At 71.3% G+C, this 14,946-nt stretch carries 17 protein-coding genes and 1 pseudogene; 9 read left to right on the top strand and 9 right to left on the bottom strand.

Features of this window, described 5'->3' with window-relative positions; all coding sequences use genetic code 11:
* Nucleotides 1–18: 18 nt before the first annotated feature.
* Entirely contained in the window at nt 19–1,665 is a 1,647-nt protein-coding gene (locus OG738_RS26930) for a class I adenylate-forming enzyme family protein (protein WP_329045013.1), read from the bottom strand.
* A 150-nt stretch (nt 1,666–1,815) separates the two neighbouring features.
* Here OG738_RS26930 and OG738_RS26925 point away from each other — a divergent pair, with 150 nt between their 5' ends.
* The 3 genes from OG738_RS26925 to OG738_RS26915 are packed head-to-tail and all read left to right on the top strand — an operon-like array spanning nt 1,816 to nt 4,290.
* Nucleotides 1,816–2,598, top strand: coding sequence for an SDR family NAD(P)-dependent oxidoreductase (locus tag OG738_RS26925; protein ID WP_329045012.1), 783 nt, complete (start codon nt 1,816–1,818; stop codon nt 2,596–2,598).
* Nucleotides 2,599–2,654: 56 nt separating this feature from the next.
* Entirely contained in the window at nt 2,655–3,500 is an 846-nt protein-coding gene (locus OG738_RS26920) for a PaaX family transcriptional regulator (RefSeq protein ID WP_329045011.1), read from the top strand.
* Between the two features lie 28 nt (nt 3,501–3,528).
* Nucleotides 3,529–4,290: a PaaI family thioesterase gene (locus tag OG738_RS26915; RefSeq protein ID WP_329045010.1), complete on the top strand. Its 762-nt coding sequence runs from the start codon at nt 3,529–3,531 to the stop codon at nt 4,288–4,290.
* 7 nt (nt 4,291–4,297) lie between these two features.
* Here OG738_RS26915 and OG738_RS26910 read toward each other — a convergent pair whose 3' ends face one another.
* The gene (locus OG738_RS26910; RefSeq protein WP_329056849.1) at nt 4,298–5,305 is read right to left on the bottom strand and encodes an NAD(P)H-dependent flavin oxidoreductase; all 1,008 of its coding nucleotides are present in this window, start codon (nt 5,303–5,305) and stop codon (nt 4,298–4,300) included.
* Nucleotides 5,306–5,393: 88 nt separating this feature from the next.
* Between OG738_RS26910 and OG738_RS26905 the strand changes: the two genes are divergently transcribed.
* The 4 genes from OG738_RS26905 to OG738_RS26890 all read left to right on the top strand — a co-directional run bounded on the left by OG738_RS26905 (nt 5,394) and on the right by OG738_RS26890 (nt 9,310).
* Nucleotides 5,394–6,554: a 2-hydroxyacyl-CoA dehydratase subunit D gene (locus OG738_RS26905; protein ID WP_329045009.1), complete on the top strand. Its 1,161-nt coding sequence runs from the start codon at nt 5,394–5,396 to the stop codon at nt 6,552–6,554.
* A gap of 21 nt (nt 6,555–6,575) precedes the next feature.
* On the top strand, nt 6,576–7,946 hold the full coding sequence (locus OG738_RS26900) for a 2-hydroxyacyl-CoA dehydratase subunit D (RefSeq protein WP_329045008.1): 1,371 nt from the start codon (nt 6,576–6,578) through the stop codon (nt 7,944–7,946).
* A complete protein-coding gene (locus OG738_RS26895) occupies nt 7,943–8,884 on the top strand; it encodes an acyl-CoA dehydratase activase (protein ID WP_329045006.1) in 942 nt (313 codons plus the stop codon). Before OG738_RS26900 ends, OG738_RS26895 begins: the two co-directional genes overlap by 4 nt.
* Nucleotides 8,885–9,001: 117 nt before the next feature.
* Nucleotides 9,002–9,310, top strand: a complete 309-nt coding sequence (locus OG738_RS26890) for a hypothetical protein (protein WP_329045005.1) — start codon at nt 9,002–9,004, stop codon at nt 9,308–9,310.
* On the opposite strand, the gene OG738_RS26885 is transcribed toward OG738_RS26890, so the two are convergent.
* Nucleotides 9,307–9,885, bottom strand: coding sequence for a hypothetical protein (locus OG738_RS26885; RefSeq protein ID WP_329045004.1), 579 nt, complete (start codon nt 9,883–9,885; stop codon nt 9,307–9,309). The two genes, OG738_RS26890 and OG738_RS26885, sit on opposite strands and share 4 nt — an antisense overlap.
* Nucleotides 9,886–10,162: 277 nt before the next feature.
* On the opposite strand from OG738_RS26885, the gene OG738_RS26880 reads away from it, so the two are divergent.
* The gene (locus OG738_RS26880; protein ID WP_442875811.1) at nt 10,163–10,738 is read left to right on the top strand and encodes a DoxX family protein; all 576 of its coding nucleotides are present in this window, start codon (nt 10,163–10,165) and stop codon (nt 10,736–10,738) included.
* Here the strand turns inward: OG738_RS26880 and OG738_RS26875 are convergent.
* The 6 genes and pseudogenes from OG738_RS26875 to OG738_RS26850 form a co-directional block, all read right to left on the bottom strand.
* Nucleotides 10,719–10,928, bottom strand: a complete 210-nt coding sequence (locus OG738_RS26875) for a ferredoxin (RefSeq protein ID WP_329045003.1) — start codon at nt 10,926–10,928, stop codon at nt 10,719–10,721. The two genes, OG738_RS26880 and OG738_RS26875, sit on opposite strands and share 20 nt — an antisense overlap.
* On the bottom strand, nt 10,925–11,488 hold the full coding sequence (locus OG738_RS44725; RefSeq protein ID WP_442875956.1) for an NADH-ubiquinone oxidoreductase-F iron-sulfur binding region domain-containing protein: 564 nt from the start codon (nt 11,486–11,488) through the stop codon (nt 10,925–10,927). Before OG738_RS44725 ends, OG738_RS26875 begins: the two co-directional genes overlap by 4 nt.
* Nucleotides 11,489–11,653: 165 nt before the next feature.
* A pseudogene (locus tag OG738_RS26865) lies at nt 11,654–12,255 on the bottom strand (NADH-ubiquinone oxidoreductase-F iron-sulfur binding region domain-containing protein); the annotation flags it as partial.
* The gene (locus OG738_RS26860; protein ID WP_329045001.1) at nt 12,252–12,833 is read right to left on the bottom strand and encodes a ferric reductase-like transmembrane domain-containing protein; all 582 of its coding nucleotides are present in this window, start codon (nt 12,831–12,833) and stop codon (nt 12,252–12,254) included. The gene OG738_RS26860 and the pseudogene OG738_RS26865, both read right to left, overlap by 4 nt.
* Nucleotides 12,830–13,768: an FAD:protein FMN transferase gene (locus tag OG738_RS26855; RefSeq protein ID WP_329045000.1), complete on the bottom strand. Its 939-nt coding sequence runs from the start codon at nt 13,766–13,768 to the stop codon at nt 12,830–12,832. Before OG738_RS26855 ends, OG738_RS26860 begins: the two co-directional genes overlap by 4 nt.
* On the bottom strand, nt 13,765–14,127 hold the full coding sequence (locus OG738_RS26850) for a hypothetical protein (protein WP_329044999.1): 363 nt from the start codon (nt 14,125–14,127) through the stop codon (nt 13,765–13,767). Before OG738_RS26850 ends, OG738_RS26855 begins: the two co-directional genes overlap by 4 nt.
* Before the next feature lie 121 nt (nt 14,128–14,248).
* Between OG738_RS26850 and OG738_RS26845 the strand changes: the two genes are divergently transcribed.
* Nucleotides 14,249–14,938: a response regulator transcription factor gene (locus tag OG738_RS26845; RefSeq protein WP_329044998.1), complete on the top strand. Its 690-nt coding sequence runs from the start codon at nt 14,249–14,251 to the stop codon at nt 14,936–14,938.
* Nucleotides 14,939–14,946: the final 8 nt, after the last annotated feature.

Below are 14,946 nucleotides of genomic sequence, written 5' to 3'. Positions count from 1 at the left end.
ACTCCACTCGAACCGGGGTCAGCGGGTGGTCGCGCTCGTCGACCGGATGACGTCGAAGGTGAGCGAGCCCTGCTCGGCGCGCTCGCGGAGGACGAACTTCTGGATCTTGCCGCTGGGGGTCGCCGGCAGTTCGTCGACGAACGCCCAGAACACCGGCGTCTTGTGCGGCGCGAGCTGGGACCGCAGGAAGCCGGTCAGCTCCTCCACCGACGGGCGCTCGAACCCGGCCCGGAGCTGAAGCACCGCGCCGATCTGCTCGCCCCACGTCGCGTCGGGCACGCCGATCGCCGCGGCGTATTCGATCGCGGGGTGTTCCTGGAGCGTGCCTTCGATCTCGGCGGGGTAGATGTTCATCCCGCCGCGGATGATCATGTCCTTGCTGCGGCCGCGGATCTTGAGGAAGCCGCGCTCGTCCATGGCGCCGATGTCGCCCATGTGCAGCCAGCCGTCCGCGTCGATCGCCGCCGCCGTCTCCGCGGCCATGCCGTGGTACCCCAGCATGTTCTGGTAGCCGCGGCAGCAGATCTCACCGCTCTCGTGCAGCGGCACCGGGACGCCGGTCAGCGGGTCGGCGATCTTGACCTCGAGCTGCGGGAGCGGCTGGCCGACGGTCTCCGCCTGGTCCTCCGGGGTGTCGGTGACCCGGGTCTGGCTGACGACGCCGTGGGCTTCGGTCTGTCCGAAGAGGATGCTGAACTGGCAGCCGAGCGCGGCCTGCGTCTTGCGCACGAGCGCCGCGGGCACCGCCGCCGCGCCGCTCATGATCGTCCGCAGGCTCGACAGGTCGCGGGTCACGAGATCGGGGTGGTCCAGCAGCGCGATCAGCATGGTCGGGACCACCAGGGTGTGCGTGCCGCGGTAGGTCTCGAACGCCTCGAGCAGCAGCCCGGGGTCGAACCTGGGCAGGATGACGAACGTGCCGCGCTTGGCCCACGCCCCGAGGGAGGTCACCGCGCCGCCGCCGATGTGGTACATCGGCATCGCGTTGACGTACACGCCGCCATCGGCCATCCCGGCCCGCTCGGCCACGTGCCGGGCCTCGTTCACGAGTCCTTTGTGGTGCAGCATCGCCCCTTTGGGGAAGCCGGTGGTCCCCGAGGTGTACTGGATCTGGAGCACGTCCCCCGGACGCACGACGGGCAGTTCGCGCGCCGGGTCACCGCTCGCGACGAACGCGTCCCAGTCGTCGAACGTGACGATCTCCCGGAGCTCCGGGGTCTCGCCGCGGATGTCGTCGAGCATGCCGCGCATGTCGAACCCGCGGTGGCCGGCGGGGCAGAACATGCCCACGGCCCCGGACTGGCGGAGCACGAAGCCGACTTCCCGGGCCCGGTAGGCGGGGTTGAGCGCCACGAGCACCATGCCCGCCAGCGCCACGCCCTGCTGCAGGACGATCCACGCCGCGCTGTTCGGGGCCCAGACGGCGATCCGGTCGCCGGGCTCGAACTTCTCCAGCAGCGCCTGAGCGACGCGCTCGGCGTCGGCGAGGAACTCGGCGTAGGTCCACGACTTCCGCGCGCCGGGATCCTTCGCGCAGTCGACCAGCGCCACCCGGTCCGGCACGGTCGCCGCGGCGTGCCGCAGGGTGTCGCACACCGTGACGTCGTGCACCTCGCCCGGCTCGGCCGGCCAGTAGGACGTTTCGAGAACCCGCACGCCGCCCATCCCTTACTCCTTTGTACGTGGTGTGACCGGGGCCACCGGACACTACCTCGACGGTCCGACAATAGGAATGGTCTGACCGGAATTTATATGACAGACTCAGCAATGAGGTTGCATCATACGTAGTTGATCAGCAGATCACCGGAGGTATCCATGCCGCTCGTCCGCGACTACCCCGACTCCGCCGTCGTCATCACCGGCGGCACCTCCGGCGTGGGACTGGCCACCGCGCTGGCCTTCGCGGACGCCGGCGTCCGGCGCATCGCCCTGCTCGCCCGCAACACCGAGCGCGGGAAGCTCGCCCGCGAACGCGTCCTGGAGCGGCACCCGGCCGCCGAGGTGGTGTTCATCCCCACCGACGCCGAAGACCTCGCCCAGGTCAACGCCTCCGTCGCCGAGGCGCACCGGACCCTGGCGGGCATCGACGTGCTGGTGAACTCGACGACCGCCACCTATCGGCCGGAACTACTGCACCTGACCCCGCAGGCCGACGTCGAGGGGATCTTGACCCGGCAGGCGCTCCCGCCGATGCACCTGACCCGGGCGGTCCTGCCGCTGATGCGGGAGCAGGGCGGGGGCAGCATCGTGAACATCGCGTCCGACGCCGCCAAGGTGGCTACCCCAGGGGAGGCCGTGCTGGGCGCCGCGATGGCGGCCATCGTGATGTTCTCGCGGGTCACCGCCATCGAGGCGAAGCGCGACGGGGTGCGCGTCAACGCCGTGACGCCGTCCCTGATCTCGGGCACGCCGACCGCCGACAACGTCCTGCGGGACGGGTTCAGCAAGAAGCTGTTCGAGAAGGCCGCGAGCCAGGCGCACCTGGGTGTCGCCGAGCCGGCCGACCTCGCCGCGCTCATCGTCTTCCTGGGTGGCCCCGCGGCCGCGAAGCTCACCGGCCAGGCCATCAGCGTGAACGGCGGGATCTCCGCCGCCTGAGGTGTTCGCCATACACGGCTGCGAATCCGGTCACACGGCCTGTAGAATCTCCAGCCATGCCGACCCCTGGGGCCCTCGAGACGCCGTCGACCGACTCGGCGCTCGCGCACGGAAGCGCGCGGTCACTGCTGATCACGATCCTCGGTGAGCTGGTGTGGCCGACCGAGGAGCCCGTCTGGACCGCGACGCTGGTGCACATCCTCAAAGCGGCGGGCTTCGAAGAGCAGACCGCGCGGCAGGCCATCGCCCGGGCGTCGGGTTCCGAGTGGATCGTCCCGGAGCGCCACGGCCGCGAAGTCCGCTGGACGTTGAGCGACAAGCTGATCCACATCTTCGAGACCGGGTCCGGTCGCGTCTACTCGCTGAGCGACCCCTTCAGCAGCTGGGACGGCACCTGGCTGGCGCTGTGGACCAGCATCCCGCAGTCGCTGCGCAGCGCCCGGCGTCCGCTGTACGCCGGGCTCACCTGGGCCGGATTCGGGAACCCCGTGCCCGGGCTGTGGCTGACCCCGCACGTCGAACGCGCCGGAGAGGTCGGCCGGCTCCTCGACGAACTGGACCTCCGGCAGCACACGGTCGCCTTCACCGGCAATCTGGACGCGGTGGGGCTCCCCCGCGAGGAGATCGTGGCGCGGGGCTGGGACCTCGACGCGCTGCGGACCCGGTACGAGGAGGTCTGGGCGGCCATGAACGACCTGCGCCCGGACGGCGACGACGAGATCCTGACCGCCCACATCCGGCTGGTCAGCGAGTGGCAGGAGTTCCCGCGGGTGGATCCGCAGCTCCCGGAGGCGCTGCTGCCCGACTGGGTCGGCCGGCGGGTGGCCCGGCGGATCGAAGCCTTCCGCGCGGAGTGGACGCCGATCGTCCGGCGCCGCTTCGGCGAGCTGAACGCCGTCTGACCCGCTCACGATCACCAAGGGAATCTCGTTGAATCCACCAGCTGCAGTCGTCGTGGGCGGCGGCCCGGAAGCCTTGTTCGCGGTCACGGTCTTCGACGACGGAGTCCGGGCCGAGATGACCACCGGGCCGTGGTCGAGCAGCGCGGGTTCGCTGGGCGTGCTCGCGGACAACGTCCTCGGGTACGCCCTGATCGTGGGCGCGCCCGCGGGACTCTGGTCAGTGAGCGCCGAGATTTCCCTCGACTTCTTCCAGCTGCCACCCGTCGACGGGACGACCCTGCGCGCCGAGGGGCGAACGGTGCACACGACGTCGGCAGCGGGCCTCGCCGAGGGATCGATCTTCGACGAGCAGGGCCGGCTGGTGTCCCGCTGCCGCCAGTGGGGACGCTACATAGAGCTTTCCGGGCCGCCGCCCGAGGGCCGGCCCACCGGCACGCCGACCGCCGGGCTCCTCGACAAGATCCGCGAACAGGTGTCCGCCGCGGACGGACGCGCCGAGCTGCGGGTCGACGTCGGCGACGACCTGGTCAACCCGATCGGCACGCTGCACGGCGGGATCTCGTTGTGGCTGGCCGAACTCACGGCCGGCGCGGCGCTCGCGCGGCCGGACTTCGTCCCGGCGTCGTTGACGGCCACCTACCCGCGCCCGCTCCCGCACGGGGAGATCGCCACCTTCCGGGCCGACGTCGTGACCGCCGGCCGGCGGATGGCCGTCACCCGGGTCACGGGCGCCAACCGGGCGGGCAAACCGTGCGTGGTCGCGACGGTGCACCACCACATCCCGGACTGACACCGGGCTACGACGCCAGGGACCGCAGGACTTCGGCCGCCTCGGCGGCCATGCGAGGCACGAACTCGGCGACCGTGATGAGGTCGGTGATCCCGGCCGCCACCTGACCGGTCATCACCAGGCTGTTCACGGTGTCGCCTTCGGTCTGCGCGCGCTGCATCGACTCGATCTTCCACCGGGTCAGCTCGACCGGGTCGGTTCCGGCGTGGTCGGCGAGGCTTTGCGACGCGGCATTGCGGAGGCCGCGGCACGGGCCGTAGACACCTTCGAACGCGACGTCGTCGCCTTCCCGCGCGTCCAGCAGGGCCTGGAGGTACGCCGGGTGCCAGTCCGAGTTGTCCGTGCTGGTGATGAACCTCGTCCCCATCGCGACCCCGTCGGCACCGAGGGCGAGCGCCGCGGCGAGCCCCCGGCCGTCGCGGGCCCCGCCGGTGAGCAGGACCGGGACATCGACGGCTTCGGTCACGTTCGGCACGAGCACGAAGGTGTGGACCGCCTTGCTCGGTGCATGGCCGCCCATTTCGAACCCCGCCGCGATCACGACGTCGACGCCGGCTTCGGCCGCCTTCACGGCCTGTCGCGTCGAGCCCACCTTGTGCTGGTGGACCATTCCGGCGTCCTTGATCAGCGAGACGTACCTCCCCGGGAAGCCGGCCGACGTGGTCATCACGCGCAGCCGCCGCGCGACCTCGGGTTCGGCCTCGCGCACTTCTAGGGCGGTGCGGAGATAGCTGTCGGTGAACGGGAGCACGTCGCCGTTGCTGTCGACTCCGACCGGGATGTTCACCGCGAAGGGCCGGTCGGTGAGGGAGGCGCACTCCAGGATGTGCTCGCGGAACGTCCGGGCGCCGGCCGCGATGTCTTCGGGCATGCCGGGCATGGAAACCGTGCCCAGTCCCCCGGCTTCCGATACGGCGGCGGCCAGCCGGGGCGTGCGGAACGGCCCGAGTCCTTCCTGGACGATCGGGTGGTCGATGCCCACGAGCCGGGTGTAGCGGTTGGCGATCGGCTGCATGCGATGCACTCCAATACTCTACGGCGATTGCGATTGAGTTACTCGATGCGTAGAGTATCCCGTATCGCCCACGAGAGGAACCACGCTGATGATCGACGCGGCAGCCATGACCCGACTGGTGGCGGCGGCACGCGATCCGCGTGCGTACATCGCGCGGTGGCGGTCCGAGCACCCGGGTGCGGCGGTGCTGGGCGTGCTGCCGATGAACTTCCCCCGCGAACTCGGGCACGCGGCGTGCGCACTGCCGGTGATCGTCCCGGACGACCAGCAGCCGATCACCGAAGGCCGCGCGCTGCTGGCGGAGTTCTACTGCGGCTACACCCGCAACCTCGCCGACCAGGCGGCGACCGGCCGGCTGGCGGTCTACGACGGGATCTTCACGGCCGACCACTGCGTCCAGCTGATCGGCGCCGCCGACATCGTGCGCGCGGTGCAGCCGGACACGACCGTCTTCCTGGGCATGCTCAACTCGTCCATGAACGACCCGTGGGCGTCGGACAAGATCGCCGAGACGATGCGGCGGATCCGGGCGGAAGTCGAGGCGTTCACCGGAAACCCGGTCGAACCCGAAGCGCTCCGCGCGAGCATCGAGGCGTACAACCGCGACCGCCGGCTCATGCGCCGGCTGCTCGACGAGCGCAGTGCGGGCAACGCCGCCTTCAGCCCGGTCGAGCTCCAGGACATCATCGCGTCGAGCATGGTCATGGACCCCGGCGAGCACCACGCGCTCCTCGCCGCGGTGCTGGCGGAACCTCGTGCCGCCGAACGGGACGACCGGGTGCGGGTGCACCTGTCCGGCCACCTGTGCCACGCGCCCCGGCGTGAGCTGCTCGTAGTCATCGAGGACAGCGGCGCGATCGTCGTCGACGACGACCTCTACTACGGTCGGCGGTACGTCTCCACGGACGTGGCCGAGGACGGCGATCCGGTGCAGGCTCTGGGCGAATGGTACGCGCGGCGCAACGTCACCATCCCGTGCCCGACCCGCGTCCAGCAGGACGTCGACTGGGACACCTACCTCGTCGACGCCGTCCGCCACAACGGGGCCGAAGCCGTCATCCACCTCATGCCCAAGTTCTGCGAGCCCCACATGCTCTATTACCCCGAACTTCGGAAGAGTCTCGAAGCCGCCGGCATTCCCCAGCTCCAGCTGGAAACCGAGCACGAAGGCATGCCGCTGGAAACCTTCCGCACCCGGATCGAAGCCGTGGTCGAACGCGCCCGGCGGCGGCGGCCGGTCCGGGTCTGAGACCACCACCCAGGAGGACGAATGTCGGAAACCATCGAAAAGCCCGTAGAGGACAAGAGCAACCGGCTGGGCGTGACCCGCCGGGGCGGCCAGATGATCACGGACTACTGGGAGGATCTGTTCACCGCACGGGAGCGGGGCAAGCAGATCGTCTGGTACAACGGCGGCGCGCTGAACCCGATCTTCCAGGCCGCGGGCCTGGCGTGGTGCCACGGCGAGGCGTTCGCAGCCCGCCTGGCCGCGCAACGGCTGGAGGGTCCGGCGCAGCTGGCCGGAGCGGAGTACGGCTACAACTCCGAGCTTTGCTCGTACTCGCGGACGCACCTCGGCTGTTCCGTACTCACCTTGCAGGGCACCGAAGGCGACCAGACCGGCGTCGTCGGCGTGCACGACCAGGAGGTGCTCGCCGCCAAGCTGCCGGCGCCGGACTTCTTCGTCAACAACTACGCCGGCTGCAGCACCGGGCAGCAGTGGGACGGCATCTCCTACCGGATCTTCGGCAAGGAGCTGCCGATCTTCAACATCTCCCACCCGTACCTCTGGGGGAACCAGCCCGACGCCGGCTACCTCCGGGGCGAAGAGTGGGAGAACGCGTCCACGTTCGTCACCGACCAGCTGCGCGAACTCATCAGCTTCCTCGAGCACCAGACCGGCCGGCCCTTCGACTACGACGCGCTGTCCGAAAGCATGACCCACATCAAGCGCGCGGCCGAGCTGCGCCGCGAAGGCCTCGAACTGTGCAAGGCCACCCCCGCCCCGGCCACCTTCTGGGACTGGATCGCCAGCGTCGCCCCCATCAACTTCCTCCCCGGCAACCAGGACCTGGTGGACTACTTCGCGGCCGTGCGCGACGAGATCCAGGACCGGGTCGACAACGGCGTCTCCGCCGTGAAGGAGGAGAAGTACCGCCTGTACTTCGACGGCATCATGAACTGGAACAAACTCGGCTTCCTGTCGAGGAAGTTCGCCGAATACGGCGCGTCGGTACTGGCCGGGCGCTACATCCAGAACGCGTTCTGGCAGGAACCCCACCTCATCGACACCGCGGACCCGTTGCGCGGCATGGCGCAGCACTACCTGCTGTGCCCGACGAACCACGGGGCCAAGACCCTGGACTACCTGACCCTGCGCGATTGCCGGGACTACGGCCTCGACGGAATCGTCTTCCACTCGACCCGCACGTGCCGCGCCTTCACCGGGCCACAGCGGCTGCTGGCGAAGTCCGCACGCGACAACCTCGGTATTCCGTCCATCTTCTTCGAAGGCGACGTCGCGGACGCCTCCTTCTACAAGGACGGGGTGTTGGAGAGCCGGCTGGTGGCCATGCTGGAGGCGATCGACGTCCGCCGCGAGCGTGGTGCGCTGCCGGAGGACTACTCGGCCGTCTCATGACCCATTACCTGGGTGTCGATCTCGGATCGACCACCGCCAAAGCCGTCGTCGTGGACGGTCGCGGTTCCCTCGCCGGCCACAGCGTCGTCCAGATGGGCGCGGTGAGCCGGCCGGGAATGCAGCGTGCCGTCGACGCCGCTTTGGCGGAAGCCGGCATCGCCGAACACGACGTCTCGGCCACGGTGTCGACCGGGTACGGGCGGAAGCTCGTGCCCGGGGCGCACCGGACGTTCACCGAGATCACGTGCCACGCCCGCGGCGCCGCGGCGATGTGCCCGGGCGTCAAGCTGATCATCGACATCGGCGGCCAGGACAGCAAGGCCATCACCGTCTACGGCGACGGGCTGGTGGACGACTTCGCGATGAACGACCGCTGCGCCAGCGGCACCGGCCGCTTCTACGAAGTCCTGGCGCGGGCCATCGAGTGCGACATCGGCGATCTCGGCGAGCTCGCGCTGACCGGGAGCGAGAACCTCGAGGTCAGCAGCATGTGCGCCACCTTCGCCGAAACGGAAATCATCTCGATGCTGGCGGAGGGCCACTCCACGGCCGACATCGCGGCGTCGGTGCACCGAGCGGTCGCGGGACGAACCCTGGCGCTGGTCGCCCAGGTGGGCCGGCACGCGCCGGTGGTGATGACCGGCGGTGTCGCCCAGAACGCGGCGGCCGTACGCTTTCTCGAGCGGGCCCTGGGCCTCGAAGTCGGGGTGCCCGAGCACCCGCAGATCACAGGTGCCTACGGCGCGGCCTTGCTGGCCATGGAGTCTTCCGGGAAGCGCGGTGCTCCTCCGGACGGCGACGCCGACACGAGCGAGCGGCTGTTCCCGCCGGCGCCGTCCGGCCATTCCTGCGCCGAGTGCGCCGGCCACGCCGGCGGATCCGTTCACCTGGGTGCGTCGATCAAGCTGCATCCACTCAGCGAGGCGGGTCCACGATGACGTTGCGCCGCAGGTCGCGGCGCTCCTGACCCCGCACGACCGAGTCCACGCTGGACGATGGGGTGCAACGACCGACACCCTGGTGGCACGGGGACGGCATTTCCGCGCGGGTACGGCATGGGCGCCGTCTGGGCCGGCAACCGCGGCGGCCGCGCCCTGCGCACCGCCGCAGCCGTCTGCGAGGACCTCGTCCACCCGGTCACCCACCCGGTCCGCCGGCACGACGCCACCAGCGTCCTCTACGAGCGCGGCGCCCGTCTGCTCATCCAGCTGTGGCCGGGCGACTCGCTCGCCCGCCTCGCCCAGACCGCTTTTCCCGGCACCCGCGCCACCAGCCTTCGCGCATTCCCCGGAACACATCCTCGAGCTCGTGCGCCGGAAGAGCGGGCTACCCAGGACAGGACACCGAACCCCTTGCTTGCCTAGTGACCGTCGCCCGGGGCGGGGTTCTGGCTGAAGTTCCCTTGCCAGGCCGCTTGCGCGCCGGAGTCACCGATGCGGTAGATGTCGTAGCAGGCCGCCCCGGCCGCGAGGACGGCGAGAACCGCGATCACCGTCGTGACCGTCGTCGACGCGGGGGCGAGATAGGTCTTACGGCGAACGGCGGTGGCGGTTCCACCGCCGGTCCCCGCCGTTTCGCCGTCCACTTCGGACTTGGCGGAATCCGGTGCGGCGACGGTGTGTTCGCGCTGGCGCCACCACACCACGAGCGCGAGCACGGCGACCGGGATCGCGACGTAGAGGGCCGTGTCGCCGAGCTCGGTGTGGGCGCGCAGCAAGGGCGTGTTCGCCACGCGCCGGTCGAGCCATTCACCCGCGTCGGTGGTGATCGGCACCAGGATCGTCACGAGAACGGCCAGGATGGCGTTGGGTCCGGCGAGCTTGCCGCGCGCCTTCGGCCAGAGGCTGCTGAGCACGAGCAGCAGTGCGCTCAACGGCAGCAGCACGACGATCGCGTGCACGAGCAGGATGTGGGCCGGCAGGCCGTTGATCGTCGTCATGACGTCCTTTGCGAGTCGGTTTCCGCGAACGTGATCATCTTGGCGGAGCCCAGTGAACACCGGGTGTAACAACGGTGAGAATAGAGTAAGAATGCCGCCCCGGCCTGCCGACGCGAAACCCACCGCGCGCGGCCGGTCGGCGCAGTGGGTCCACCAGGTCGGCCGACGCGAGCTGCCACACCGGGTAAGAGGCCGGTAAGACTTCGCCCGACTGCGACTTTCGTCGGATCCTCGCGATCGTCAACAACGGTATACGTAATCAAGCTGCTTCCCGTTGATGGCGGCCACGCCAGAACTCCGGAAGTCGGACCACCAACTCTCTTCCCGTTTCCGCGGGCGTTTCACCGTGCCGCAAACCGTGGCAACAGGAGGGCACATGCTTCGTCTTCACCCCGCACGCGAACACGTCGTCGGGCTGTACCGGATCGTGATCGGCTTCTTGTTCACCTGTCACGGCATCAAGAGCCTGTTCGGGTTGTTCGGTGCGCACGCGACGACTCCGGTAGCGCAGTGGCCGGGCTGGTGGGCCGCGGCGATCCAGCTGGTGTGCGGTGGCCTGGTCATGGTGGGGGCCGCCACCCGCGCGGCCGCGATCCTGGGATCGGGTTCGATGGCGTTCACGTATTTCACGGTGCATTTGTGGCACGGGTTGTGGCCGATCCAAAACGGCGGGGAGGCGGCGGCGTTGTTCTGCTGGGCGCTGCTGATCATCGCGTTCACCGGCCCGGGCCGGTTTGCGCTGAGTCGCTTGTGGACCCGGCCGGAAGCCGGACGGGCGCCGAAGCGCGGGTCGCGGCCACCGGTCACCGCCGACCCGTCGACCGCTGACCGGTTCACCGGCGCCGATTCGTGAGGCGGAGTGCCAACGTCGGGCAGGCGGCGACGGCTTCCCGCGCGTCGGGCAGGACCGCTGCCGGAACGGGACGGTCGAGCAGGATCGGGTAGCCCCACTCGTCGAGGTCGATCACTTCGGGCAGCAGCTCGGCGCAGACTCCGTGCGCCCGGCAGGCGATCGGGTCGACCTCCACCTGCTTGCCGTTCACGTCCAATCTCCGCTTCGCCGGTCCCAGTCAGGCAGCGGCAGCGAGGGCTGAGCGGCCCACGCGCACGGGCGCATCGCGAGGTGGGCGCGCAGGTCGTTGCCGAAACACCGCAGAGCGCCGGCCGCCAGGCGTACCGCGCCGTCGGGATGGGCGCAGGCGCCGCGCCCGGGGATGACCGAGAGCCGGCGCCGGAGCCGTTGCCCGGCCTGCGCCGCACCGCGGCCGCCGAGGACGAGGGCGGTGAAGTCTTCGGCGATGGCGGGCAGGCCGAACATGCACGGTCCGCATTGGCGGGCCGATTCGCCGGCCAGGTACCGCAGTACGCGGGCGGTCTCGGCCAGACCGCAGGCCCGGGCGGGCAGCACGGTCAGTGAGGCGACCCCCAGCGTGGCGCCGGCGGCGCGCAGGTCCTCGTGGGTCAGTCGTTGGTGGACCGCGACGGGGGCGGGGAGCCACGCGCCGCCGTACCCGCCGAACAGGACCGCTTGGGGACGTTCGTCCGGGCCGCCGGCCAGCGCGAGGACGTCGGCGACCGGCGTGCCGAGCGCGACTTCGTACACTCCCGGCCCGGCGACGCTGCCGCCGAGCGTGACCAGGGTGGTGCCCGGTGACTCGGGGGTGCCGCAGCCGCGGAACCAGTCCGGGCCGTACCGGGCGATCAGGGCCAGGTGCGCGAGCGTCTCGACGTTGTCGATCAGGGTGGGACGGCCGCGCACCCCGCGTTCGAACGGCCGCGGCGGCTTGGCGGTCGGCCGCGCGTCGCCGGTGTTCAGGAAGTTGACGAGCGCCGACTCCTCGCTGGCCACGTAGCGGCCGGGTACGGGCACCAGCCGTACCGGGATCTCGCCGCCGGGCCGCTCGGCCAGCGCCCTGCCGACGGAGGCGGTGACCGGGTCGTTCCGGTGCACGCACAGGATGACTTCGGACGCGCCGGTCGCGGCGGCGGCCAGCACGGCGCCGTCGATGACCAGGTGGGGTGCGACGCTCAGCAGTGCGTGGTCCTTCTCGCTGACCGGTTCGCCTCGCACCCGTTGGCCACGACGACGGGACGGCGACCTTGCGCGACGGCCCGCAGCTTGCGGCCGGTGGGGAACCCCGCACCGCCTCGCCCGCGCAGGCCCGACGCGTCCACCGCGGCCAGCAAGCGCTCGCGCCCACTTCCCCCGGCGTAGCGCTCGAGGGGCACCGAGCCGTACCGGGTGAGGTGCGCGGCCAGGCCGGCCGGCTGCCGGGTGTGCGACCAGCCCGCCAGCAGCCGCCGCGGAGACGACGGGTCGGGCGCGAAGGTCTCGTCGCCGTCCGTCCTGGAGTACCGCGCGGTGGTCATCGCACGTCTCCCAGTGTTCCGCGCCGCGCCTCGGTGTCGGGGTGGCGGACCGTCGCGCGCCAGAGCACGGCGACCACCGTGGCGATCACGCAGGACGCCAGCAGCGCGCGGACCCACGTCAGACCGGAATCGGCGCCGCCGATCTCCAGGCCGTGCACCACCGCCGCGGGCCAGCACAAGTACGCCGTCCAGTGCACGGCTTTCCAGAGCCGGGCGTTGATCCGCGGTCGCAGCAGGCTCGACACGATCACCGCGACGAGCAGGTCGAACGCGACGGTGCCGACCCCGAGCGACACGGGGTGGTAGGCCGAGACGAACGGGACCACGACGCTGATCCACCGGATGCCCGCGTAGGGGTCGATGCCCGCGTAGGGGTCGATGACCGCCGTCGCGATGTGGACCGCCAGGAACACGACGGTCACCAGGGACAGGTTGCGGTGCACCGCCGCGATGGCGAAGCGGGGCCACCTCGGGGACGCGACGCGGGCACTGGTGACGGTGCCGAGAACCACGACGGCGGTGAACAACACCAGCGCGGCCAGCCCGGTCGCCCGGCTGGCGTACCACAACGCGGTCATGCCGGGTCTCCTTCCGGCCATCCAGCGACGCGCACCACGTGCCCGTCCATGGTGACCAGCCGGGCGGGCAGGCGGCGCCGCGCCAGCCACGCCGGTGCCCGCGCGCCGAGCACGACGGCCGCGGTGCTGGCGGTGTTGGCGTCGACGCAGGTGGCCGCGGCGACGCTGACGGTCCGCCAGCAGACGTCCGGGATGTCCCCGGTGCGCGGGTCGACGATGTGGTGCACGGTCCGGCCGGCGCGCCGCCAGGTGCGGCACCCGGTGCTCGACGTGGCCAAGCCGCCGCCGGCCAGTGCGATCACCGGGTCACGGCGGGGATCGGTGGCGGCGTGGTCGTCCCCGACGACCACCTGCCATCCCTGGGCCGGAGCGGGACCGGCGACCGCGATGTCGCCGCCCAGCCCGACCAGCACCCCGCACCCGAGTTCGCGCGCCATCGCGGCGCACGCCCGGTCGGCGGCCCACGCCTTCGCGGTGGCCCCCAGGTCCAGCTGCACGCCACGGGGCACGACGACCTCGCGACGGGCGTGGTCCAGGATGATCCGCCACCACCCGGAAACGGCACCCGCCGGCGTGGCCGCCGCGGCCGCGTCCCGGTCGATTTCGTCGAAGTCGCGGTCGTAGCCGAGGTCGGACACGGCCTGACCGACCGTCGGGTCGACGAGCCCATCGGTGAGTTCGGCGGCGTGCAGCGCCACCTGCAGCGCCTCGGCCAGCAGCGGGCTGATCCGGACCGGCGAGCCGGGGTGCCGGAGCAGGGACGAGATCTCCGAATCGCCGCGGAACCGGCTGCACGCCCGGTCGACGGCCTGGAGCTCGGCCCGGAGCAGCTCCTCGGCGGCGGGCAGGCGCGCCGGATCCGTGACGGTGAGTTCGGCGGTGGTGCCCAGGGCGCGGAAGCGCGAACGGGCGAACGACCCGGTGGTCGTGGTCATGATCCGCCGGAGCTTCCGGCCGTGCCGCCGTGGCCGCCGGTGGCCGGTGGCTGCGCGGGAGGGTGAATGACGCGGGGCGCCGAGGCCGTGGGGTGCGGCCGGGCCTCCGGGGTCGAAGCCGGGCCGGGGGTGGTCACCAGCGGCGCGGAAGTGCCCGCCGGCGCAGGCGGCGTCAGTGCCGGCGCGGAAGGCGATGGTGAGCCGGGGACGCTCGTCGCGGCGGTGGCGTGCTGGGCGAGCGTCACGCCGAAGACCGTGGCCAGGACGGTACCGCCCAGGCCCGCGGCCCACGTCGCCGCGGCGGTGTGGCGGCGGCCCCGAGCACGGGCCGCCCGGCGGGCGCGTTGCCGGTCGTTCACGAAGTTCTCCCTTTTTCCGGTGGTCCCTGGGCCCAGTGTCGACAGGAGTCCTGGGGAAAATCTGGGAAGCCGCGGTCGCGGCGCGGGTGCCGGGAGCGGCCGGGCTTGGCACCATGGCGGCATGGACACCGCGGGCTCCGGCCGGGTTCTGCTGGTCGAAGACAACCCTGAGCTGGTCGGGCTCCTCACCGACCTGCTGACCGAGGAGGGGTACCAGGTCGAAACCGCCACTGACGGACACCGCGGCCTGCACCTCGGGCTCGTGCGGGACTACGACGTGGTGATCCTCGACCGGGGACTGCCCGCGCTGGACGGACTCGACGTGCTCACCCGCTTGCGCGGCCAGGGCATGACGACCCCGGTGCTGGTGCTCTCGGCGCTCGGCAACCCCGCCGACCGGGTGGCCGGCCTGGACGCCGGCGCCGAGGACTACCTGGCCAAACCGTTCGATGTGGACGAACTGCTGGCCAGGCTGCGTGCGTTGCGCCGTCGCCACCTCGACGTCGCGCGGATCCTGCCGGTCGGGACCGGGCGACTGAACCTGGACACGCGCCAGGTGGTGCCGGGTCCGGACCGCGCGGACGGCCTGTCCGAGCCGGTCCGGTTGTCCGAACGGGAATGCGCGCTGCTGGCCACCCTCGCCGGCCGTCCCTCCCGCGTGTTCACCCGGCGCGATCTGCTGAGCCTGGCCTTCCCGGAGGCCGACAGCGAGGCGATCGTCGACACCTACGTGTCCTACCTGCGTCGCAAGCTCGGACGCGCCGTGATCGCCACGGTCCACGGCCGCGGCTACCAGCTGGGCACCCCGTGACCCGGCGG

Source organism: Amycolatopsis sp. NBC_01488, assembly GCF_036227105.1.
Classification (GTDB): Bacteria; Actinomycetota; Actinomycetes; order Mycobacteriales; family Pseudonocardiaceae; genus Amycolatopsis.
The sequence above is the reverse complement of the archived record's forward strand: the minus strand, read 5'-3'. Positions and strand labels throughout refer to the sequence as shown.

What these genes read in the sequence shown, in the direction of transcription:
- OG738_RS26845 (WP_329044998.1), top strand. Translation starts at nt 14,249, where the DNA reads ATGGACACCGCGGGCTCCGGCCGGGTTCTGCTGGTCGAAGACAACCCT.
- OG738_RS26880 (WP_442875811.1), top strand. Translation starts at nt 10,163, where the DNA reads ATGGCGGCCACGCCAGAACTCCGGAAGTCGGACCACCAACTCTCTTCC.
- OG738_RS26905 (WP_329045009.1), top strand. Translation starts at nt 5,394, where the DNA reads ATGATCGACGCGGCAGCCATGACCCGACTGGTGGCGGCGGCACGCGAT.
- OG738_RS26855 (WP_329045000.1), bottom strand. Translation starts at nt 13,768, where the DNA reads ATGACCACGACCACCGGGTCGTTCGCCCGTTCGCGCTTCCGCGCCCTG.
- OG738_RS26910 (WP_329056849.1), bottom strand. Translation starts at nt 5,305, where the DNA reads ATGCAGCCGATCGCCAACCGCTACACCCGGCTCGTGGGCATCGACCAC.
- OG738_RS26890 (WP_329045005.1), top strand. Translation starts at nt 9,002, where the DNA reads ATGGGCGCCGTCTGGGCCGGCAACCGCGGCGGCCGCGCCCTGCGCACC.
- OG738_RS26860 (WP_329045001.1), bottom strand. Translation starts at nt 12,833, where the DNA reads ATGACCGCGTTGTGGTACGCCAGCCGGGCGACCGGGCTGGCCGCGCTG.
- OG738_RS26925 (WP_329045012.1), top strand. Translation starts at nt 1,816, where the DNA reads ATGCCGCTCGTCCGCGACTACCCCGACTCCGCCGTCGTCATCACCGGC.
- OG738_RS26900 (WP_329045008.1), top strand. Translation starts at nt 6,576, where the DNA reads ATGTCGGAAACCATCGAAAAGCCCGTAGAGGACAAGAGCAACCGGCTG.
- OG738_RS26930 (WP_329045013.1), bottom strand. Translation starts at nt 1,665, where the DNA reads ATGGGCGGCGTGCGGGTTCTCGAAACGTCCTACTGGCCGGCCGAGCCG.
- OG738_RS26895 (WP_329045006.1), top strand. Translation starts at nt 7,943, where the DNA reads ATGACCCATTACCTGGGTGTCGATCTCGGATCGACCACCGCCAAAGCC.
- OG738_RS26885 (WP_329045004.1), bottom strand. Translation starts at nt 9,885, where the DNA reads ATGACGACGATCAACGGCCTGCCGGCCCACATCCTGCTCGTGCACGCG.
- OG738_RS26920 (WP_329045011.1), top strand. Translation starts at nt 2,655, where the DNA reads ATGCCGACCCCTGGGGCCCTCGAGACGCCGTCGACCGACTCGGCGCTC.